At 72.1% G+C, this 20,570-nt stretch carries 18 protein-coding genes, 1 tRNA gene and 1 riboswitch; of the genes, 4 read left to right on the top strand and 15 right to left on the bottom strand.

Annotation, left to right across the window (positions count from 1 at the left end; genetic code table 11):
• Positions 1-10: 10 nt before the first annotated feature.
• The gene (locus FHX78_RS20270) at positions 11-322 is read right to left on the bottom strand and encodes a hypothetical protein (protein WP_145868842.1); all 312 of its coding nucleotides are present in this window, start codon (positions 320-322) and stop codon (positions 11-13) included.
• A gap of 102 nt (positions 323-424) precedes the next feature.
• On the opposite strand from FHX78_RS20270, the gene FHX78_RS20265 reads away from it, so the two are divergent.
• A complete protein-coding gene (locus tag FHX78_RS20265; RefSeq protein WP_145868841.1) occupies positions 425-655 on the top strand; it encodes a DUF4287 domain-containing protein in 231 nt (76 codons plus the stop codon).
• An 81-nt stretch (positions 656-736) separates the two neighbouring features.
• Here FHX78_RS20265 and FHX78_RS20260 read toward each other — a convergent pair whose 3' ends face one another.
• A complete protein-coding gene (locus FHX78_RS20260) occupies positions 737-1,645 on the bottom strand; it encodes a Bax inhibitor-1/YccA family protein (RefSeq protein ID WP_145868840.1) in 909 nt (302 codons plus the stop codon).
• Between the two features lie 491 nt (positions 1,646-2,136).
• Positions 2,137-2,223: transfer RNA gene (locus tag FHX78_RS20255), tRNA-Leu, on the bottom strand.
• Positions 2,224-2,623: 400 nt separating this feature from the next.
• On the opposite strand from FHX78_RS20255, the gene FHX78_RS20245 reads away from it, so the two are divergent.
• Complete coding sequence (locus tag FHX78_RS20245; protein ID WP_145868839.1) at positions 2,624-3,394, top strand: ABC transporter ATP-binding protein; 771 nt, start codon at positions 2,624-2,626, stop codon at positions 3,392-3,394.
• A 58-nt stretch (positions 3,395-3,452) separates the two neighbouring features.
• Positions 3,453-5,981 (top strand): ABC transporter permease, encoded by a 2,529-nt coding sequence (locus FHX78_RS20240; RefSeq protein ID WP_145868838.1) that lies wholly within the window; start codon positions 3,453-3,455, stop codon positions 5,979-5,981.
• Positions 5,982-6,047: 66 nt separating this feature from the next.
• On the opposite strand, the gene FHX78_RS20235 is transcribed toward FHX78_RS20240, so the two are convergent.
• Both FHX78_RS20235 and FHX78_RS20230 read right to left on the bottom strand, forming a co-directional pair.
• A complete protein-coding gene (locus FHX78_RS20235; RefSeq protein WP_145868837.1) occupies positions 6,048-7,349 on the bottom strand; it encodes an SAM-dependent methyltransferase in 1,302 nt (433 codons plus the stop codon).
• A gap of 263 nt (positions 7,350-7,612) precedes the next feature.
• On the bottom strand, positions 7,613-8,998 hold the full coding sequence (locus FHX78_RS20230) for an NAD(P)/FAD-dependent oxidoreductase (protein ID WP_145868836.1): 1,386 nt from the start codon (positions 8,996-8,998) through the stop codon (positions 7,613-7,615).
• Positions 8,999-9,413: 415 nt separating this feature from the next.
• Here FHX78_RS20230 and FHX78_RS20225 point away from each other — a divergent pair, with 415 nt between their 5' ends.
• On the top strand, positions 9,414-9,701 hold the full coding sequence (locus FHX78_RS20225) for a type II toxin-antitoxin system RelE family toxin (protein ID WP_145868835.1): 288 nt from the start codon (positions 9,414-9,416) through the stop codon (positions 9,699-9,701).
• 37 nt (positions 9,702-9,738) lie between these two features.
• Here the strand turns inward: FHX78_RS20225 and FHX78_RS20220 are convergent, their stop codons facing one another.
• From FHX78_RS20220 to FHX78_RS20175, 10 genes are all read right to left on the bottom strand, one after another.
• Positions 9,739-10,692, bottom strand: a complete 954-nt coding sequence (locus FHX78_RS20220; protein WP_145868834.1) for a Ppx/GppA phosphatase family protein — start codon at positions 10,690-10,692, stop codon at positions 9,739-9,741.
• The gene (locus FHX78_RS20215) at positions 10,689-11,270 is read right to left on the bottom strand and encodes a DUF501 domain-containing protein (protein WP_145868833.1); all 582 of its coding nucleotides are present in this window, start codon (positions 11,268-11,270) and stop codon (positions 10,689-10,691) included. The genes FHX78_RS20220 and FHX78_RS20215 overlap by 4 nt, the downstream gene beginning before the upstream one ends.
• Before the next feature lie 32 nt (positions 11,271-11,302).
• Positions 11,303-11,779 carry an FtsB family cell division protein gene (locus FHX78_RS20210; protein WP_145868832.1) on the bottom strand — a complete coding sequence of 159 codons (477 nt, stop codon included), beginning with the start codon at positions 11,777-11,779 and terminating at the stop codon, positions 11,303-11,305.
• 111 nt (positions 11,780-11,890) lie between these two features.
• Positions 11,891-13,171, bottom strand: a complete 1,281-nt coding sequence (gene eno, locus FHX78_RS20205; RefSeq protein WP_145868831.1) for a phosphopyruvate hydratase — start codon at positions 13,169-13,171, stop codon at positions 11,891-11,893.
• A gap of 232 nt (positions 13,172-13,403) precedes the next feature.
• Complete coding sequence (locus tag FHX78_RS20200) at positions 13,404-14,102, bottom strand: transglycosylase family protein (RefSeq protein WP_145868830.1); 699 nt, start codon at positions 14,100-14,102, stop codon at positions 13,404-13,406.
• A gap of 3 nt (positions 14,103-14,105) precedes the next feature.
• Positions 14,106-14,273, bottom strand: a riboswitch (cyclic di-AMP (ydaO/yuaA leader).
• A 205-nt stretch (positions 14,274-14,478) separates the two neighbouring features.
• Entirely contained in the window at positions 14,479-15,465 is a 987-nt protein-coding gene (locus tag FHX78_RS20195; protein ID WP_145868829.1) for a LysM peptidoglycan-binding domain-containing protein, read from the bottom strand.
• 195 nt (positions 15,466-15,660) lie between these two features.
• Positions 15,661-16,953: a cytochrome P450 family protein gene (locus tag FHX78_RS20190; protein ID WP_145868828.1), complete on the bottom strand. Its 1,293-nt coding sequence runs from the start codon at positions 16,951-16,953 to the stop codon at positions 15,661-15,663.
• Between the two features lie 117 nt (positions 16,954-17,070).
• Positions 17,071-18,066 carry a nucleoside triphosphate pyrophosphohydrolase gene (locus tag FHX78_RS20185; protein WP_145868827.1) on the bottom strand — a complete coding sequence of 332 codons (996 nt, stop codon included), beginning with the start codon at positions 18,064-18,066 and terminating at the stop codon, positions 17,071-17,073.
• A 163-nt stretch (positions 18,067-18,229) separates the two neighbouring features.
• Positions 18,230-18,877 (bottom strand): SurA N-terminal domain-containing protein, encoded by a 648-nt coding sequence (locus FHX78_RS20180; RefSeq protein ID WP_145868826.1) that lies wholly within the window; start codon positions 18,875-18,877, stop codon positions 18,230-18,232.
• Between the two features lie 171 nt (positions 18,878-19,048).
• Entirely contained in the window at positions 19,049-20,545 is a 1,497-nt protein-coding gene (locus tag FHX78_RS20175; protein ID WP_268257186.1) for a serine/threonine-protein kinase, read from the bottom strand.
• Between the last annotated feature and the right edge of the window lie 25 nt (positions 20,546-20,570).

Raw genomic sequence — 20,570 nt, 5'->3', positions numbered from 1 at the left:
GGGAGACGCCTCAGACCCCGGCGCGCTCCCGCGCCTCCTCCACCAGCCGTACCGCCTCCTCCACCTCGTCCTCGCTCTTCAGTACGAGGGCCAGGTCGTGTCCGGCGACGGTGATCTGGTCGGCGGCGGCGAACATGCCGGCGTCGGGCATCTCGCGGGGCTCGGTGCCCGGCTCCTCGACGCGCTGGGTGCGCCGCGCCAGTTCCCTGGCCAGGGCGAGGGCCTCGGCCGCTCCACCGCGTTGCAGCCGGCTCTGCGGCGCGGCCCGCAGGCGGTCGGCGAAATGATCCACGGCACGGGTGAAGGGCGTCGTATCAACCACGCGGCGAGCGTACGCGGCGCGGCAGGACTGTTGCCAACGGGCGAACGCTCAGGCACGGTGACTTGAAGGACCGGCTCACACCCCATGCGTCCGGAGGCGCCGATGTCCCAAGTCTTCTCCGCGGAGACCCACCGCAACATGCTCGCCCGCATCCCCCACTGCACCGGTCGTGAGATCGCCGACTGGCTGCGCACCGTCGAAGAAGGCCCGGCGCTCACCCGCTTCGAGGAGAAGGTCAGCTGGCTCCGCCACGAGTACGACCTGGCCTACGGCCACGCCAAGGCGATCGTCCACGAATACGACCTGAGGAGGGCCGCGCGCAAACTGCTCTGACGCGCGTCGGCACGGCGAAGGGCCCCGGGTGAGAACCCGGGGCCCTTCGTCGCCGCGGCGGGGTACCGCCCGAGCGGTCCGCTAGTCGTTGCTGTTGAGGATCGAGATGATCCGCAGGAACTCCATGTAGATCCACACCAGCGTCAGCGTCAGGCCGAAGGCGGCGAACCAGGCCTCCTCGCGCGGGGCACCGTAGGCGATGCCGTCCTCGACCTGCTTGAAGTCCAGGGCGAGGAAGCAGGCGCCGAGGATGATGCCGACGACGCCGAAGATGACGCCGAGCGGGCCGCTGCGGAAGCCGAGGCCGTCACCGCCGCCGAACACCGCGAACAGCAGGTTCACGGCCATCAGCAGGACGAAGCCGAGCGCCGCCGCCATCACGAAGCCGTAGAAGCGGCGGTTGACGCGGATCCAGCCCGCCTTGTACGCCACCAGCACACCGGCGAAGACCGCCATGGTGCCGAGCACGGCCTGCATGGCCGCACCGTCGGCGATGCGGTTGTCGACGATGCTGGAGATGACGCCGAGGAAGACACCCTCGAACGCGGCGTACGTCAGGATCAGCGCGGGCGAGGCCTTGCGCTTGAAGGACTGCACGAGCGCCAGGACCATGCCGATCAGCGCGGCACCGATGCCGATGCCGTAGGACCGGCTGATGTTGGCGTCGTCGACCGGCAGCAGGGCCCAGGCGAGCGCGGCGGTGACCACGAGCACACCGAGCGTGCTCGCCGTGCGCATGATGACGTCGTCGATGGTCATCCGGCCGGGGACGGCCGGCGCCTGCGGCGGCGCGCCCTGCTGCAGGTCCTGCTGGGCGTAGGGGTTCTGCGCGTACGGGTTCTGCGCGTACGGGTTGCCCGTCGGCTGCGCGTACGGGTTGCCCTGCGTGGCGACAGCGGGACCCCCGGCCTGCGGCGCGGTGTTGAAGCCCGCGTAGCCGTTGTCGCGGCTGAACCCCCGTCGCGAGAAGACCGGGTTTCTGCTCCTCATTTCACTCCTCCATGGCCGCACAGCGCGGCCTTGGCTCAAGAGTAATAGGTAGGCAAAGGATTGACCCTAATGCTTGGGGAGGATCTTTCCCTCGTTGTGCTGCGCAACACGCTACGCGGCTTCGTGATTCCCCTCACCGCGGGATCCCGAACCATGACCGACCCGGTACCCGCCCGCTACCGTCCCGGAACCCGCGCGCCACCCGCCGGAGGGCCCCGCCCGCGTCCGGCGGGCCGGCGCGGGCTCCGGCGGGCGTCCGGCGGCGGCACGGCCGACGGGGTGATGACGGGGGCGCGTCCGCGGCGGCGGCACGGCCGGCAGGGTGACGACGGAGGCGCGTCCGCGGCGGCGCCCCGGCCGCGAGGGGAGGGCGGCCGTCGCCGGCGCGCGCGTGATGCGCACATGCTAAGAGGGGGGCCGTGCTCCCGGCCGTCCGTTCCACGGGAGGGCGGCGACGGACCGTCGCCGTCGCGCGAGAGCGGCACGCGCAGTGGTGCCCGGAGCCGGACTTGAACCGGCACGCCCGCTGAGGGGCAGCGAGGTTTAAGCTCGCCGTGTCTGCATTCCACCATCCGGGCAGGCCATGGGCTCCACTGTGAGCTTCCGAGCCTATCGGGACCCTCCCGCGAGCAGCGGCGGGATGGGCCGATCTTGTCTTATTTTATTGGCGCCTGAGGGTGCATCAGCACTCGGAACGCGCCGTCAGCACGTGCCAACAGCCTTGCGTGTGACGGTCCGCCACGCATGCGGAATGACGGAATTTCACCGTCCCGACAAGGGCGCTCCACCCGTTCCGGCACGCCCCCCCCCCCCCCCCGCTCAGGGTCCGCCGTCATCCCCAGGTATGACGCCCCGCCCGGCGGTCCGCCCCCAGTCGCCCTCCGGAACCGGAGCAGCGGCTGACTACACGGCGGCAAAGCGGCGGAACGATGGACGACGTTGCCGAGAAGCCGTCGTCCCGTCAGGAGAGACCATCCCGTGACCACCGCACCCACCGCCGACCGGACCACCGCCGTGGCCGCGCGCGCCACGGAGCTGTCGAAGATCTACGGCCAGGGCGAGACCCAGGTGGTCGCCCTGGACCGGGTCTCCGTCGGTTTCCGGCAGGCCGAGTTCACCGCGATCATGGGCCCTTCGGGCTCCGGCAAGTCCACGCTGATGCACTGCGTGGCCGGCCTCGACACCTTCTCCTCGGGTTCCGTGCGCATCGGTGAGACCGAGCTGGGCTCGCTGAAGGACAAGCAGCTGACCAGGCTGCGCCGGGACAAGATCGGCTTCATCTTCCAGGCGTTCAACCTGCTCCCTACGCTGTCCGCCCTGGAGAACATCACCCTGCCGATGGACATCGCGGGCCGCAGGCCGGACCGGGAGTGGCTGGACACGGTGATCGGGATGGTCGGCCTGTCGGACCGGCTGAGCCACCGGCCCTCGCAGCTGTCCGGCGGCCAGCAGCAGCGGGTCGCGGTGGCGCGGGCGCTGGCGTCCCGCCCCGACATCATCTTCGGCGACGAGCCCACCGGGAACCTGGACTCCCGCTCCGGTGCCGAGGTGCTGGGCTTCCTGCGCAACTCCGTGCGTGAGCTGGGCCAGACCGTGGTCATGGTGACCCACGACCCGGTGGCCGCCGCGTACGCGGACCGGGTGGTCTTCCTCGCCGACGGCCGGATCGTGGACGAGGTGCACGGGCCGACGGCCGACTCGGTGCTCGACCGGATGAAGCGCTTCGACGCCAAGGGCCGCACCAGCTGACGCCCGCCCGCCCACCGCCCGCCCCTGACCGCGTACGTCTGGACCCGAGAAGACACCCATGTTCCGTACCGCCCTGCGCACTGTGCTCGCGCACAAGGCCAGGCTCCTGATGACCGTGCTCGCCGTGATGCTCGGCGTGGCCTTCGTGTCGGGGACCCTGGTCTTCACCAACACCATCTCCGACGCCCTGCAGAACCAGTCCGCCAAGGGCTTCGACCACGTCGACGTCGCCGTCACGCCCGGCCTCCAGGAGGCCGAGGGCGACCGGGTCGGCAAGCTCCGGGAGCTGACCCGCGACCTGGTCGACGACAGTGCCCGGGTGCCCGGCGCCGAGCGGGCCATCGGGATCGTCACCGGCTTCACCGCGATCGCCGACAAGGACGGCAAGCTGATCGGCGACGGCTTCGGGTCGCAGGGCGGCAACTACTGGGGCGACGAGGACCCGCGCTACCCGCTGACCGAGGGGCGCGCGCCGAAGGGCGAGGGCGAGGTCCTCATCGACTCCGAGACCGCGCGGCGCGCCGGTTACGAGGTCGGCGACACCGTGCGGATGTCGGTCGACGGACCGGTCCTGGAGCCGGTGGTCGCCGGCATCTTCACCACCGACGACGGCAATGTCGCGGCCGGCGGCAGCCTCACCCTGTTCGACACGGCGACCGCTCAGCAGCTGTTCGGCAAGGCGGGCACCTTCGACGAGATCGCCGTGAAGGCCAAGGACGGCGTCGGCCAGGCGGCGCTGCGGGCCCAGCTGGAGGAGGCGCTGCCCGCCGGCGTCGTGGAGACCACGACCGGCGCGGAACTCGCCGACCGGCAGGCGGAGACGATCGCCTCCTCGATGAGCGGACTGAAGCAGGGCCTGCTGGTCTTCGCCGGCATCGCGCTCTTCGTCGGCACGTTCATCATCGCCAACACCTTCACCATGCTGGTCGCCCAGCGCACCCGGGAGCTGGCGCTGATGCGCGCCGTCGGCGCCTCCCGCCGCCAGGTCACACGGTCGGTGCTGATCGAGGCGTTCGTCGTCGGCGCGGTCGCCGCCGTCGCCGGACTGGCCGCCGGGGTCGGCATCGGCGTGGGGCTGCGCTCCCTGATGGGGGCCCTGGACGCGCCCGTGCCCGACGGACCGCTGGTGATCACCCCCGGCACCGTCGGCACCGCGTTCGCCGTCGGCATCCTCGTCACCATGCTCGCCGCCTGGCTGCCCGGCCGCCGGGCGGCGAAGATCCCGCCGGTGGCGGCGATGAGCGCGGTGCACGCCAAGGCGACGACCAAGTCGCTGGTCCTGCGCAACACGCTGGGCGCGCTGTTCTCGGCGGCCGGTGTCGCGGTGGTCCTCGCGGCGACGACGATGGACGGCTCCGACGGCCAGGCCCCCATGGGGCTCGGCGCGGTGCTGCTGATCATCGGTGTCTTCGTGCTGACCCCGCTGCTGTCCCGCCCGCTGATCGCCGCCGCCTCCCCGGTGCTGCGCGTCTTCGGGGTCTCCGGCAAGCTGGCCCGGCAGAACTCGGTGCGCAACCCGCGCCGTACCGCCGCCACCGCGTCCGCCCTGATGATCGGACTCACCCTGATCACCGGGATGACGGTGATGGCGGGCAGCCTGCAGAAGTCCATCGACAAGATGGCGGCCGCCGCGATCGAGGCGGACTACGTGGTGTCCATGGCGAACGGCAACGCGCTGTCGCCGGACGTCGAGAAGACCCTGCGGCGGACCGACGGCGTCACCGCCACCAGCCCGATGCGCAACGCGGTCTCCCGCATCGACGGCGAGACCGAGTACCTGACCGGCGTGAACGGCGCCACGTTCGACGACCTGACCGAGTTCGAGACCCTGTCCGGTGCCTTCGAGGTCGGCGGCACCCGGGTCGTCGCGGACGAGGACACCGCGGAGTCCCACGGCTGGAAGGCGGGTTCCTCCTTCACCGTCGCCTACGAGGACGGCGAGAAGCAGCGGCTCACGGTCGCCGGTGTCTACCGGGGCAACGACCTGATGAGCGGCATCATGATCGACAACGCGACGCTCGCCCCGCACGCGTCGGAGCCGGCCGACATGATGGTCATGGTGAAGACCGCCGACGGCGCGTCCGGCGCGGCGAAGGAGTCGCTGGAGAAGGCCCTCGGCACCAACCCGGGCATCCAGGTCCAGGACAAGAAGGACCTCTCCGACGAGGTCGCCCAGATGTTCACCCTGATGCTGAACATGGTCTACGGCCTGCTGGCGATGGCGGTGATCGTGGCGGTCCTGGGCGTCATCAACACCCTGGCGATGTCGGTCTTCGAGCGCTCCCAGGAGATCGGCATGCTGCGCGCGATCGGCCTGGACCGCAAGGGCATCAAGCGCATGGTGCGGCTGGAGTCCCTGGTGATCTCGCTGTTCGGCGGGGTGCTCGGGATCGGGCTGGGCGTGTTCTTCGGCTGGGCGGCCGGTGAGCTGCTGGGCACGAGGATGGCGACGTACGAACTGGTCCTGCCGTGGGCCCGGATGGCCGTCTTCCTGCTGCTGGCCGCCCTGGTGGGGGTGCTGGCGGCGCTGTGGCCGGCCCGGCGCGCGGCCCGGCTGAACATGCTGCAGGCCATCAAGTCGGAGTAGGCGCACGGCGACGCGCGGCACGCGGGCCCCGTTCCTCACGGAGCGGGGCCCGCGTCCGCGTGCGGGTCAGTTCCAGGTGCGGGCGCGCAGGGGGAGGCCGGAGGCGCCGGACTCGGGGGTCCTGACGGCGAGGACCTGGTTGACGCCGATGCGGTTGTGTTCGAAGGCGAGCGCGGACGCGGCCATGTAGAGCAGCCAGACGCGGGCCCGGCCCGGACCGGTGAGGGCCACCGCGCGGGCCCAGTCGGCCTCCAGGTTCTCCACCCAGCGGCGCAGGGTGAGCGCGTAGTGCTCGCGGAGCGACTCGACGTCGCGCACCTCGAACCCGGAACGCTCCAGCAGGGACACCGTGGTGCCCAGCGGGGCGAGTTCGCCGTCGGGGAAGACGTAGGCGTCGATGAAGGGGTCCACCCGGTACGACGACTCGTCGCGCTGCGGGCGGCGCGCGATCTGGTGGTTCAGCAGCCGTCCGCCCGGCTTGAGCAGGTGGTGCAGGGCGGTGGCGTACTCCAGGTAGCGTTCGGCGCCCACGTGTTCGGCCATGCCGATGGAGGAGATGGCGTCGTAGGGGCCGTCGGTGACGTCGCGGTAGTCCTGTACGCGGATCTCGACGCGGTCGGTCAGGCCCTCGTCGGCGACGCGCTTGCGGGCGTAGGCGGCCTGCTCGTGGGAGAGGGTGATCCCGACGACGCGCGCGCCGTGGTCGCGGGCGGCGTGGAGGGCCAGGGAGCCCCAGCCGCAGCCGACGTCCAGCAGGCGCTGTCCCGGCGTCAGGGCGAGCTTGCGGGCGACCAGTTCGAGCTTGTCGCGCTGGGCCTGTTCGAGGGTGCCCCGCGGGGGCGGGGCGGGCCAGTAGGCGCAGGAGTACACCATGGACGGGCCGAGGACGATCTCGTAGAAGTCGTTGCCGACGTCGTAGTGGTGGCTGATGGCGCGCCGGTCGCTGTGCCTGGTGTGCAGTCCGCGGCGGGGCCGGCGCGCCTCTTCGCGGGGCGGGGCGGGCGGCAGCGGGGGGCCGGCGAGGGCGAGGAGGCCGCGGACGGCGGAGCGGAAGCCGGGGTCGCGCAGGGCTCTGGCGAGGGGGCGGGGGGCGTCCTCGTCGCGTTCCCAGATGAGGCCGGAGAGCAGGTCGAGCGCGGTGTAGAGGTCGCCCTCGATGCCGAGGTCACCGGCCACCCAGGCGCGGGCGAGGCCGAGTTCGCCCGGCTTGCGGAGCAGGTGGCGCAGGCCGCGGCGGTTGCGGACCACCAGGGTCGGGGCGCCGGGAGGACCGGCCAGCGATCCGTCCCAGGCGCGGACACGGACGGGGAGGGGCGTGCCGATCAGCTGTTCGACGAGGCCTTTCAGTCGGGGGGCGGCGTCTGCCATGGGGTACACCTCCGTGACGGGTAATCCCGGAATGTCGTCCACCACGTAAACACCTGGGGGGCGGCTTGGCAGTCCCCGGCGCGCGTCGTCTCCGGGCGAAAGGGGGTGGGCCGCACCGGCGGGAGCGGGGGCCCGCCCGCCCGCGCCCCCTCCCGGGCTGCGCCCCGGATCCGCGGGGGACCGCTCCCCGGACACGCCGAAGGGGCCGCCCGCACCACGGATGGCGGGCGGCCCCTTCGGGGAGGCGGTGACCGGAGGTGGGGTCAGGAGGCCTTGGCCTCGGTCTTCTCCTGCTGGGCCGCCGCGGGAGCCGGGGCCGGCTTGGCGGCCTCGTAGAACTCCTCGCGCGGGGACTCGATCGCGCCCAGGGACACGACCTCGCGCTTGAGGAACATGCCGAGGGTCCAGTCGGCGAAGACGCGGATCTTGCGGTTCCAGGTCGGCATCGCCATGCCGTGGTAGCCGCGGTGCATGTACCAGGCGAGCCGGCCCTTGAGCTTGATCTTCATCTTGCCCATGACGATCATCGCCACGCCCTTGTGCAGGCCGAGGCCCGCCACCGCGCCCTTGTTGGCGTGGCTGTACTCCTTCTGCGGGAAGCCCCGCATGCCGGAGACCACGTTGTCGCCGAGCACCTTGGCCTGGCGCAGCGCGTGCTGGGCGTTCGGCGGGCACCAGGCGTTCTCGTTGCCGGCCTTGCGGCCCACGAGGTCCGGGACCTGGGCGTTGTCGCCGGCGGCCCAGATGTAGTCGGTGCCCTTGACCTGGAGGGTCGGCTCGGTGTCGACGTGGCCGCGCGGGCCCAGCGGCAGGCCGAAGCGGGACAGGGCCGGGTTCGGCTTGACGCCGGCCGTCCACACGATGGTGTTGGAGTCGACCTCGAGGCCGTTCTTCAGCACCACGTGGCCGTCGACGCAGGAGTCCATCGAGGTGGACAGGTAGACCTCGACGCCGCGGCCCTCGAGGTGCTCCTTGCCGTACGCGCCGAGCTTGGGACCCACCTCGGGGAGGATCTTGTCGGCGGCGTCGACGAGGATGAAGCGCATGTCCTCGCGGGACACGTTGGTGTAGTACTTGGCCGCGTCGCGGGCCATGTCCTCGACCTCACCGATGGTCTCCGCGCCGGCGAAGCCGCCGCCCACGAAGACGAAGGTGAGCGCCTTGCGCCGGATCTCCTCGTCCGTGGTGGAGTCGGCCTTGTCGAGCTGCTCGAGGACGTGGTTGCGCAGGCCGATGGCCTCCTCGATGCCCTTCATGCCGATGCCCTGCTCGGCGAGGCCGGGGATCGGGAAGGTGCGCGAGACCGCGCCGAGCGCGATCACCAGGTAGTCGAAGGGCAGCTCGTACGCATCGCCCACCAGCGGGGCGATCGTGGCGACCTTGCGGTCCTGGTCGATGGTGGTGACCCGGCCGGTGAGGACCTCCGCCTTCGGCAGCACGCGTCGCAGCGGGACGACGACGTGCCGGGGGGAGATGCTGCCGGCGGCGGCTTCGGGGAGGAAGGGCTGGTAGGTCATGTACGACCGCGGGTCGACGACGGTGACGGTCGCCTCGCCGTAACGCATCTTCTTCTGGATGCGCCGAGCTGCGTACAGGCCTACGTACCCACCGCCTACTACGAGGATCCTGGGACGCTCCGTGGTGCTCATGCCATCGAGTATCCACCCGCCGGGAGGGGGTACCTCGTGCGCCCCTTCACAAGGTCCGACAGGCCCTGTGTTACACTCCCGCGCCTCTTGATCCAGATCACAGTGCGAACCGGGAACCGGCGCACCCGACGGCACGTTGTCAATGCCGCGTGAGCTGCCTCTCTGCCGACCGGAGGGTCGTGTGAGGCCCACCGGAGCCCCCGGGCAGCCGCCTCCGAGCGGACCCCTCCGGGCGCCTTCTGAACGTGTTCAAAGGGGCGTTGGGGCCCCGAACGGGTCAACAGGGCCGTCTTCTTCGACCTACCGGGGCCAATTCCTTGTGAAGAACTTCACGAACTTTCTGCGCGGGCTCCCGCCGAGGGCCCCGAAGAGCCCCCGGAAGCCCGCTCAAACGCCCTTCCGACAGCTCAGCCGAGTGCCGGTGACCGGCCACGAAGAAGGGAGCCGGGCGAGCAGCCGACCCGACGCCATGCGCGTCCTGACCGCGTTGACCGCACTCGGTGACGACCCGTACCGCCAGGACGCCGACGTCAAGAAGCTCACCGGCCCCTCGGGGCTCCACCGGCTCCGGGCCGGAAGCCACCGGGTCGCCCACCGGCTCCGGGTCGGAAGCCACCGGGTCGCCCACCGGATCAACGACGGTGAACTCGTCGTCCTCGTCGTCGAGATGGGCGGCCGGCGGGACGTCCACCGCGACGTGTGACGCCCCGCCCGGTGCCGGCATCGCCCGGCAGTGCTTCTCAGCGCGCCTCGGCGGCGCAGCTGTGCGCTATGCCGTCCAGGATGTCGTGCTCCGAGACCACGACCTCCTCCGCGCCGATCCGCTCCATGATCGACAGCAGGACGAGGGCGCCGGCCCCGATGACGTCGACCCGGCCCGGGTGCATCGAGGGCACGGCCGCGCGCTCGGCGTGCGTGGAGCGCAGCAGCCACTCGGTGATCTCGCGGACGCGGTCGCGGGAGACGCGGGAGTGGTGGATCGCCTCCGAGTCGTACTCGGGGAGGTCCTGGGCGATGGCCGACACCGTGGTGACCGAGCCCGCCAGGCCGACCAGGGTGTGCGCCTCGCGCAGCGGCACCGTCTCCTCGGCGTGGTCGAGCGCGGCCTCGATGTCGGCGCGCATCGCCGCGATCTGCTCCTCGGACGGCGGGTCCGTCACGACCCCGTCCCGCACCAGGTGCCGCTCCGTCATCCGCACGCAGCCCACGTCCACCGAGCGGGCGGCGCGCACGTGGTCGTCGCCGACGACGAACTCGGTCGAGCCGCCGCCGATGTCCACCACCAGGAACGGGCGGTGCAGGTCGGGCCGGCCCGCCAGCTCCCTGGTCGCGCCGGTGAAGGAGAACTCGGCCTCCTGGTCGCCGGTGATGACCTCGGGCTCCACGCCCAGGATGTCCAGCACCCCGCGCACGAACGCGTCGCGGTTCTCGGCGTCGCGGGAGGCGGAGGTGGCGACGAAGCGGAGGCGTTCCGCGCCGTGCGACGTGATGATCTCCGCGTACTCGCGGCAGGCGGCGAAGGTCCGCTCCAGCGCCTCCGGCGCCAGCCGGCCGGTGCGGTCGACGCCCTGGCCGAGCCGCACGATCGTCATGCGCCGGTCCAGCTCCGTCAGTTCGCCCGTTTCCGGGTCGACGTCGGCCACCAGCAGACGGATGGAGTTCGTACCGCAGTCGATGGCGGCGACCCGGGTCACCGGCCGTCCTCCTTCTCCGTGGCGGACTCGGCGGACTCGACGGACCCGGCGGACCCGGCGGACCCGGGGAGCGTCACGCAGGGGCCCTTGCGCCACCACTCGGGCAGCATCGCCAGCGCCTCGTCGCCCAGCGGGTTGACACCCGGTCCGGCCGCCAGCGAGTGGCCGACCAGGACGTGCAGGCACTTCACCCGGTCCGGCATGCCGCCCGCGCTCGGGAAGCCCTTCAGCTCCTCGATCTCGTCGCGGCGCCGGATGTAGTCCTCGTGCGCCGCGCGGTAGGCGGCCGCCAGCTCCGGGTCGGTGCCCAGCCGCTCGGTCATCTCCTTCATCACGCCGTTCGCCTCCAGCGTCCCGATCGCCGAGGCGGCCCGGGGGCAGGTGAGGTAGTACAGCGTCGGGAAGGGGGTGCCGTCGGGCAGCCTCGGCGCGGTCTCCACGACGTCCGGCTGCCCGCAGGGGCAGCGGTGCGCGATGGCGCGCAGCCCGCGAGGGGGCCGCCCGAGCTGCTGCTTGAAGGCCTCGACGTCCGCCTCGGTGGGCTCGGTGCGCGGGGTCGTGGGCGGAGGGGTTTCCATACCTGTCTTTCCGGGGCTTTCCGTATCGGAGGTCACTGGGCGGCGGCGTCGGCCTTGTCGACGCCGTCCCAGACGTTCGCGTACCAGGGGCGGTCGGCGGCTTCCAGATCCGTGCGGGCCGTCTTCGCCGTACCCGGGTCGATGACGATGTAGCCGGTCTCGCCGGGCATGACGTAGTGCAGCCGCCGGCGGATCTCCTGCTCGGCGTAGGCGTCGTCCTGCCAGCGCGCCTTCATGTCCCGCAGCCGCTCGACCCGTTGCCGGGTCTCGTCCTGCTCCTGCTGGAGGTCGGCGATCTCCGCGCGCTGGGAGACGTACTGCCGCATGGGGTAGGCGAGGGCCACGATCAGCGAGCAGACCACCAGGGCGAGCAGCGCCGCCCGGCCGGTCAGCCGCGAGCGGCGGGCCTGGCGCTTGGTCTGCGAGCGGTACACCCGTGCCGCGGTCTGCTCACCGATCAGCCGGATCCTGGTCGCGGTGGAGAAACGGTCCCGGTCCTTCACCGCCATGTCTCCGCCTCCGGTTCGCCTGCGTGCGTGGTCATACGTGCGTACGTCCCCGCACACGGTACGGGACCGAGTACGGGGACGTACGGACGACGCCGCCTGTGCGGGCGGCGCTCAGCCCTTGAAGCGCGGGAACGCGCTGCGGCCGGCGTACACCGCGGCGTCGTCGAGGATCTCCTCGATGCGCAGCAGCTGGTTGTACTTGGCGACGCGCTCGGAGCGGGCCGGGGCGCCGGTCTTGATCTGGCCGCAGTTGGTGGCGACGGCCAGGTCGGCGATGGTGACGTCCTCGGTCTCGCCGGAGCGGTGGGACATCATGCACTTGAAGCCGTTGCGCTGGGCCAGCTCGACGGCGTCCAGGGTCTCGGTCAGCGAACCGATCTGGTTGACCTTGACCAGCAGGGCGTTGGCGGCGCCCTCCTCGATGCCGCGGGCCAGGCGCTCGGGGTTGGTGACGAACAGGTCGTCGCCGACGATCTGGACCTTGTCACCGAGCTTGCCGGTGAGGACCTTCCAGCCCTCCCAGTCGTCCTCGAACAGCGGGTCCTCGATGGAGACGAGCGGGTACGCGTCGACGAGCTCCGCGTAGTACTCGGTCATCTCGGCGGCGCTGCGCTCCTTGCCCTCGAAGGTGTAGACGCCGTCCTTGTAGAACTCGGAGGCGGCGACGTCGAGGGCGAGGGCGATCTGCTCGCCGGGGGTGTAGCCGGCTTCCTTGATGGCCTCGAGGATGAGGTCGAGGGCCTCGCGGTTGGAGCCGAGGTTCGGGGCGAAGCCGCCCTCGTCGCCGAGGCCGGTGGCCAGGCCCTTGCTCTTCAGGACCTTCTTCAGCGTGTGGTAGACCTCGGCGCCCCAGCGCAGGGCCTCGGAGAAGGACTCCGCGCCGATCGGGGCGATCATGAACTCCTGGATGTCCACGTTGGAGTCGGCGTGCGAGCCGCCGTTCAGGATGTTCATCATCGGCACCGGCAGCAGGTGCGCGTTGGGGCCGCCCAGGTAGCGGAAGAGCGGCAGGTCCGACGCCTCGGAGGCGGCGTGGGCAACGGCGAGCGAGACACCGAGGATGGCGTTGGCGCCGAGGGAGCCCTTGTTGTCGGTGGCGTCCAGGTCGAACATCGCCTGGTCGATCAGGCGCTGCTCGGTGGCGTCGTAGCCGACGAGCTCCGGGCCGATCTGCTCGATGACGGCCAGCACGGCCTTCTCGACGCCCTTGCCCAGGTAACGGTTGGCATCGCCGTCACGGAGTTCGATGGCCTCGAAGGCGCCGGTGGAGGCGCCGGACGGGACGGCGGCACGACCCGTGCTGCCGTCGTCGAGGCCGACCTCGACCTCGACCGTGGGGTTGCCTCGGGAGTCCAGGATTTCCCGGGCTACGACGACGTCGATGGACGGCACGAGCATCTCCTTCTTGGATGTGACGCGGGTGGGCGGGACCACGGTGGGTCCTGCGAGTCCGAGCCTAACCGGCTCCGGGCGATCGGCCAGCCGGTCGACCGCCCCGTGGACAGAACCGAGCGTAAATTGTTTCCGAACGGAACAAAGCCGAATCCGGAAACCCGCGCGAAAAAACCCCGCCCCGGTGCGTACGGGGGGAGACGCACCGGGGCGGGGAGCAGGGGGCTGCCGCTTACTTGAGGTGCAGCTGCTGGCCCGGGTAGATGAGGTCGGCGTCCTCGACGATGTCGCCGTTCAGGTCGAACAGCTTCGCCCAGCCGCCCTCGACGCCGTGCTCCTCGGCGATCGTGCTGAGGGTGTCACCCTTGACGACCTTGTACTCGCCGTCACCCTTGGCGACCTTCTTGCCGGTCGGGGTGGTGACGGTCTTCTTCTCCGCCTTCTGCTCGGCGGCCGGGCGCTCGGCGGAGCGGGAGGCCTTCTGCTCGGTCTCGCGGGTCTCGGCGGAGCCGGTGCCCTGGCTCTCGGTGCCCTGCGCGGAGCCACCGCCGCTGTACGGGGTGTTCGACAGGTTCACGCCGCAGACCGGCCAGGCACCCTTGCCCTGGCCCGCGAGGACCTTCTCGGCGATCTCGATCTGCTGGGCCTTGCTGGCCCGGTCGGCGGAGGCGGCGTACGCGGTGCCGCCGTACGCGGCCCAGGTGGAGGCGGAGAACTGCAGACCGCCGTAGTAGCCGTTGCCGGTGTTGATGGACCAGTTGCCGCCGGACTCGCACTGGGCGACGGCGTCCCACTCGGAGGCGGTGGCGGCGGAGGCGTTGCCGGCCGCCATCAGCGGGGCGGCGACGGCGGCACCGACGACACCGGTGACGGCGATGGCGCGGGTGGCCTTGGACGGACGGCGGTGCTTGCCCTTGCCGGAAAACAGCATGGTTGATCCCCTCACCGACGCCTGCGAGGTGAGCTGTCGGGTTCGGGCCGGTTGAGTTGCCCGGCCACGGCTCTCACGAACCGCGGCTTCACCCCAAGCCGAGCCAGCCACAACTGCTGGGCCCGGCACTTACCTTGGGTCCCCCGCTCCTGCCTACGGCGCATGACGCGACGACTGTTCCCGGGCCGCCACTGGCAGGATTCGGCGTTGCGGCGGCCGGGGCCCGCATTGGCGAGCGGTCTCGACCGTAGGCACGTGATCGGCGGAATGACAAAGACGATCAGGGCTTCTGAGACCTATCTCTCACAGCCTTTAAATCGGACATTCGCCGCGAATCATGACGCCAACTGCCGCCGTGCCCAGGCGTTTTCGGGCGTCACTTTTCGCCCGGTTCGACCCCGACAGCGAGCTCCTGGCCCGGCAGGATGAGGTCCGGGTCGGTGCCGACGACCTGCTCGTTCTCCGCGTACAGGGCGCGCCACCCGCCGTCCAGCTCAAGGGAGTCGGCGATGGACGACAGGCTGTCCCCGGTGCGCACGGTGTAGGAGCCGTCGGCGGCGTCGCGCGAGGCGTCGTCGCCGCGCGAGGCGTGCCGGCCGGACGACTCGGACGTACGGTCCTCGGTCACGCCCTCCTCGGCGCTGCCGCCGCGGTGACGGCCGGAGCCGGTGCCCTCGGTTCCGGTGAGGCCCGAAGAGCCGTCGGTCTGCCCCAGCTTGTCCGACTCGTCGGTCTTCGGGGTGGCCGAAGCGGAGGGGGAGGTGCCGGTGTCGGTCCCGACGGAGGCGTCGGCGGACGCGTCGGCCGTGCTCTCCGGGCTCTCCGCGCCCTCCGGGGACTTCGAACCCTCCGTGGCGTCCGCGGTGGACGACGGCTCGGACGTGGGCGACGGCGAGGAGGAGGCGGACGCGTCACCGGAGTCCGGCGATCCGGACGGGTCCGGCGTCGAGTCCTCCGCGACACCCGTGTCGATGTCGACCGACGCCGAGTCCTGGTCCAGGCCCGCGAGCAGGCCGCAGGTGCGCCACGCGCCGACGCCCTGGTCGGCGAGGACCCGCTCGGCCACGGCTATCTGCTGGCCCCGGCTGGCCTGGTCGGCGCTCGACGCGTAGTCCAGGCCGCCGTAGGCCTCCCAGTCGTCCTGGGTCAACTGCAGGCCGCCGTAATAACCGTTGCCGGTGTTCTGGCTCCAGGAGCCGCCGCTCTCGCACTCCGCGACGCGGTCCCAGGTCGCGCCGTCGGCCGCGCTGGCGCTGCCGGCTCCGAGGAGCGGGATGGCGATGGCGGAGCCGGTCACTCCGGCCGCGACGAGAAGAGCCGGAGCCTGGCGGGGGCGGCGGTGCCGACCGTTCCCGGAGAGCATGCGGGAGACCTTTCGCGAGACAGCGATGACCCGCGCGGCGAGTGAAGCCGAAGGGCCGCGCTGATGGGTGAACGTATCGGCAGAGGATCACTTGTCACAAGTTCATGCCGCGCAGATCACGTGAAGATCACAGAGTTGAGGGCGAGTCATGTTTGCGCTGGTCCGCTCCGGGGCACTGGGCGCGGCGGTCGGCCCTCAGGTGTGCGCAGGAGTGAACTCCACCGGCAGCGTGCGCAGTCCGCGCATGATGAGTCCGCCGCGCCACCGCAGTTCGGCCGGTTCCACGGCGAGCCGCAGATCCGGCAGCCGGGTCAGCAGCGTGGCGAGCGCGGTCTGCCCCTCCAGACGGGCCAGCGGGGCGCCCAGGCAGTAGTGGATGCCGTGGCCGTATCCCAGGTGCTGGTTGTCGCGGCGGCCGAGGTCGAGCACGTCCGGGCCGTCGAACCGCTCCGGGTCCCGGTTGGCGGCGGCGAGGACGACGAGGACCGGGTCGCCGGCCGCGACGCGCTGTCCGCCGATGGTGACCGGCTCGGTGGCGAACCGCCAGGTGGCGAGCTCCACGGGGCCGTCGTAGCGCAGGAGTTCCTCGACACCCGTCTCCAGCAGTCCCCGGTCGCCCGCGGCCAGGGCCCGTTGCAGGCGCTCGCGCTGGCCGGGGTGGGTGAGCAGGGCGTAGGTGCCGTTGCCGATGAGGTTGACGGTGGTCTCGAAGCCGGCGAACAGCAGGATGAAGGCCATGGCGGCGGCCTCGTTCTCGGTGAGGTGCTCGCCGTGGTCGGAGGCGCGGATGAGGCCGGAGATGAGGTCCTCGCCCGGTGCCGGTTCGGCGGGCAGTTCCTCGCGCTTGCGGTGGATGAGCTCGGCGAGGTACCCGCGCATCTTCTTCACCGACCGCGCGACGCCGCCCCGGGGGCCGCCCTGGTGCCGGATCATCATGCCCGCCCAGTCCCGGAAGTCGTCCTGGTCCTCCCGCGGGACGCCGAGCAGGTCGCAGATGGCGTAGATGGGGAGGGGGAAGGCGAACTCGTGGATGAGGTCGGCGGAGCCGCCGGCCGCGAACCGGTCGATGAGCCCGTCGGTGAGCTGCTGCACCCGGGGCGCGAACTCGGCCACCCGGCGCGGGGTGAACGCCTTGCTGACCAGCCGGCGCAGCCTGGTGTGGTCCGGCGGGTCGATGTTGAGCAGATGGGTCATCAGATCCGCCTGGCGCTCCCCGGGGATACCGGTCTTGCCCTTGGCGTGGGCGGGCTCGTCGTGGTGCGCCGGGTTCTTGGACAGGCGGGGGTCGGCGAGGGTCTGTCTGGCGTCCGCGTACCGGGTGACCAGCCAGGCCTCCACCCCGCTGGGCAGCCGCGTCCGGTGCACGGGCGCGTGCTCGCGCAGCCAGGCGTAGGCGGGGTAGGGGTCGGCGGCGAACTCCCAGGTAAACAGCTCGGGGACGGGGCCGTGCGGGCGGGCGTGCGGTGGCGGGGTGGGCTGGTCAGGCATACGGCGACCTCGGCTGGGGGCGCGGGCGACCGCGCGAACGGGCGTCCGGGGGCGGAACCCCGGGGGCAGGGAGGGAAGGGGAGGCGGGGCGGCATTCTCGTGTGCCCCGCCCCGGGGTCAGGCTCCGTCCTGGCCGCCCTCCGCCGCCCGTATCGCGTCCCGGTAGGCCCGCGCCGCCGCCCGCAGCGCCGCCTCCGGGTCGGTCCCGGACGCCTCCGCCCGCGCCGCCAGCGCCAGCAGCTCGTAGCCGACGCCCTCCCCCGTCGGCAGCGGCACGTCCAGTCCGGCCGTCCGCGCCCGCGACGCCAGCTTCGCCGCCAGGGCCAGTCCGGGCTGGCCCAGCGGCACGCCCTCCGTCACCGAGCTGCGGCGCTTCTCCTCCGCCTTGGTGCGCAGCCAGTGCGCCTTGACGTCCTCCGGCGTGGTCGCCGTCTCCTCACCGAAGACGTGCGGGTGCCGGTGGATCAGCTTGGCGACGATGCCGCCCGCCACGTCGTCGACGGAGAACGGCTCCTCCTCGTGCTCCTCGGCGATCCGGGCGTGGAAGACGACCTGGAGCAGGACGTCCCCCAGTTCCTCGCGCAGTTCGTCCCGGTCGCCCTCCTCGATGGCCTCGACGAGCTCGTACGCCTCCTCGATGCCGTACTTCGCCAGGCCCTTGTGGGTCTGCCGGGACGACCACGGGCACTCGGCGCGGATGCGGTCCATGACCTGCACCAGGTCCAGGAGGCGGGCGCCCGGCAGGTCGTAGGAGGCGGGCAGCAGCTCCAGCTCGGGCATCCGGACGCGGCCGGTCCCCGCCAGGCGGGCCAGTCCGTCGGTGAGCGCGGGCTCGCCCTCGCCGGTGGCCACGACCACCACCGTGCGCCCGCCGGCGCAGGCGTCGACGAGGTCCTCGGCGGACGGCGACGCCTCCTCGACCGCTATGCCCGCCTCCCGCAGGTACGGCAGCTGCGGATGCGCGCCGTCCGCGCACAGCACCCGGTCGGCCGCGTGCAGGACCTGCCAGGCCGGCCAGGACAGCAGGCCGGGGGCGACGCGGTGGCTGGTGGTGAGCAGGACGATGCGGCCGACGGCGGCTTCCTGGTTCGGCGCGGAGCTGATTGCGTTCACGATCCGAAACTAGCCCACGCCGCGGACAGGCCCCGAGTTGTCCACAGGGCTTCTGTCCGCGGAGCCGTTGTCCACAGGTCCGGCGCGCCCGGGCCCGGTTTCCACAGGGCCGGTTTTCCCCGCCGGCCTGGGGTTTTCCCGGGGCCCGGTCCCCCCGCGGCCGTCAGAGGGTCGGCGCGGTGCCCGCCGAGGTGATGTCCCTCACCCACGGCGTCCTGGCGTCGACGCGGCTGCTCTTCTCCGCGTCCCAGCTGCCGTAGCGCGGGTTGAGGTCGACGTCGAGGTCCTTGCCCGCCTCGGACAGCGCCTTCCAGAACTCGGGCCGGCTGGTGTCGGTGCCGAGCCGCTGGGCGAGCTTCTGGGCCTGGAGCTGGAGCCGGAGGTTGGCGTCGAGGCGCTGCGGCGGGATGCCGTACTGCTGCAGCCAGGCCGTTTGGAGCGCCTCGGCGCCCCCGGCCTGCTGCTCCAGCCCGGACCGCATCTCCTGGACCTCCCTGGGCGTGACGCGCACGCCCGCGTCCGCCGCGGCGCGCTCCAGCACCCGGTCCAGGACCATGCTGTGCAGGGTGTCGCGGGTGAGGCTGCCGGTCCGGGCGATGGCCTGCTGGTACTGGGCCTCGTCGGGGACGGCCGCCCGCTGGGCCGCACGGACCTCGTCGACCCGGTTCTCCAGCTGCGACACGGTGATCCGCTCGCCGCCGACGACGGCCGCGGCACCGGGGTGCGCGTCGTTCCCGCAGGCGGTGAGCAGGGGCGCCGCGGCGGCGATCGCGGCGGTGAGGAGGAGCGCGGTGCGACGGCGGCGGTGCAAGGAGACCTCCTGAGGGGAGCTTGTGCGGCGGTGCACAAAGTCTTGCGGTGATCGATGGTAGGCATCGGCCAAGCTCTGGCCAACCCATTCGACCAACGATTCACGGGGAGTTCCGGCACCGCCGCGCCCGCGCCGTCCGGCCGTCCGGCCCCTTTGCGGTCCGCTGTCCGGCTATCCGCGCACCTGTCCCAGCCACTGCAGGGTGCGGCGGATCTCGGCGGCGAGCGGGTGTCCCGGGCCCTGGGCGCGCTCCACGTCGTGCAGCAGCCGGGCCAGGGTGTCGTGCGCGGCCGCGCGGTCGCCGAGGGCGAGCAGCAGATGGCCGATGCGGCGGCGGACGTCATGGGCGAGCTGCGGGTCGCCGGCGGCCACGTACTGGTTCTCGTAGTACGTCAGCAGCGCCCGGTACTCGGCCAGCGCCGCCGCCGGTTCGCCGAGCTGTTCCAGGCACTGGGCGGCCTCGTAGCGGTAGCGCAGGGACTGCGGGTCGGCCTGTCCGGCCTCGGCGGCGCGTTCGTCGGCGAGGCGGCGCAGTTCCGGCAGGGCGCGCCGGTACTGGCCGTCGTCCAGGAGGGTGGCCGCGTACTGCTTGCGCAGGGTCCGCACGACCGGGGAGTGCTCGCCGTGCCGGTCGGCGGCGACGGGCAGTATCGAGCCGAGGATGTCGACGGCCTGGGTAATGCGTCCCTCGCCGAGGAGCCGCTTGACCTCGTCCACGGCGGCGGCGACATCGGCCGTGCCCGCGACCGGCGCGGGCGGCGCGGCGGGGGCGGGCTGCGGTGCGGGCGTGCGGGCGCGGTCCGGCCAGGGGGCGTGGGGGCGCAGGAAGGGGCGGGTGGGGTCCAGGGGGGCGCCGGTGGGCGTTCCTCGCGCGGGGAGCAGGTGCGCCAGGTGCTCGTAGACCTCCTGCGCGGAGTCCGGGCGGTGCTGGGGGTCCTTGGCGAGCAGGCGCAGCACCAGGGCCTCCAGCGCCTCGGGGACCTCCGGGCGGATCCGGCGCACGGGCACCGGCGGCTCGTACAGGTGCCGGTGCAGCACGCCGAGCGCCGTGGAGCCCGCGAACGGCACGTCGCCGCTGAGCAGCTCGTGCATCAGCACCCCGAGCGCGTACAGGTCCGTGTACGGTCCGACGGCGCCGCCCATGGCCTGCTCGGGCGCCATGTAGGCGGGCGATCCGATGGGCGAGCCGGTGTGCGTCAGGCGGGTGGTGTCGCTGTCCATGACGGAGGCGACACCGAGGTCGAGCACGGTGACCGTGCCGTCCTGCTTCACCATCACGTTGCGCGGCTTGAGGTCGCGGTGGACGATCGGCACGGCGTGCACGGCGCTCAGCACGGCGCACAGCTGCGCGGCCACCGCCACCGTCCACTGCCACGGGTACGGGTCGTGCTCGGCGAGGTGGTCACCGAGGTCGGCGCCGTCGACGTACTGCATGACGAGGAACAGCTCCTCGCCCTCGCTGCCCGCGTCGTGCACGGTGACCAGGCCGGGGTGGTCGACCTGCGCGGTCACCCGGCACTCGCGCACGAAGCGGCGGCGCAGCTCGTCGGCCTCCTGCCCGGCCACCTTGTCCGGGCGCAGCAGCTTCACCGCCACGCGCCGGTCCAGCCGCTTGTCGTAGGCCGTCCAGACCTGCCCCATGCCGCCCTGTCCGATGAGCGTGGACAGCTCGTAGCGGCCGGCGACGACACGT

The sequence above is a fragment of the Streptomyces capillispiralis genome (genome assembly GCF_007829875.1).
In the GTDB taxonomy this organism is placed as follows: domain Bacteria; phylum Actinomycetota; class Actinomycetes; order Streptomycetales; family Streptomycetaceae; genus Streptomyces; species Streptomyces capillispiralis.
Note: the sequence above shows the minus strand (reverse complement) of the source record. Positions and strands in the feature narration are given on the sequence as shown.

Excerpts from the sequence above, each read along its gene's own strand:
- FHX78_RS20235 (WP_145868837.1), bottom strand. The coding sequence starts at position 7,349 with ATGGCAGACGCCGCCCCCCGACTGAAAGGCCTCGTCGAACAGCTGATC.
- FHX78_RS20265 (WP_145868841.1), top strand. The coding sequence starts at position 425 with ATGTCCCAAGTCTTCTCCGCGGAGACCCACCGCAACATGCTCGCCCGC.
- FHX78_RS20215 (WP_145868833.1), bottom strand. The coding sequence starts at position 11,270 with ATGGAAACCCCTCCGCCCACGACCCCGCGCACCGAGCCCACCGAGGCG.
- FHX78_RS20190 (WP_145868828.1), bottom strand. The coding sequence starts at position 16,953 with ATGCCTGACCAGCCCACCCCGCCACCGCACGCCCGCCCGCACGGCCCC.
- FHX78_RS20195 (WP_145868829.1), bottom strand. The coding sequence starts at position 15,465 with ATGCTCTCCGGGAACGGTCGGCACCGCCGCCCCCGCCAGGCTCCGGCT.
- FHX78_RS20200 (WP_145868830.1), bottom strand. The coding sequence starts at position 14,102 with ATGCTGTTTTCCGGCAAGGGCAAGCACCGCCGTCCGTCCAAGGCCACC.
- FHX78_RS20240 (WP_145868838.1), top strand. The coding sequence starts at position 3,453 with ATGTTCCGTACCGCCCTGCGCACTGTGCTCGCGCACAAGGCCAGGCTC.
- FHX78_RS20210 (WP_145868832.1), bottom strand. The coding sequence starts at position 11,779 with ATGGCGGTGAAGGACCGGGACCGTTTCTCCACCGCGACCAGGATCCGG.
- FHX78_RS20260 (WP_145868840.1), bottom strand. The coding sequence starts at position 1,645 with ATGAGGAGCAGAAACCCGGTCTTCTCGCGACGGGGGTTCAGCCGCGAC.
- FHX78_RS20230 (WP_145868836.1), bottom strand. The coding sequence starts at position 8,998 with ATGAGCACCACGGAGCGTCCCAGGATCCTCGTAGTAGGCGGTGGGTAC.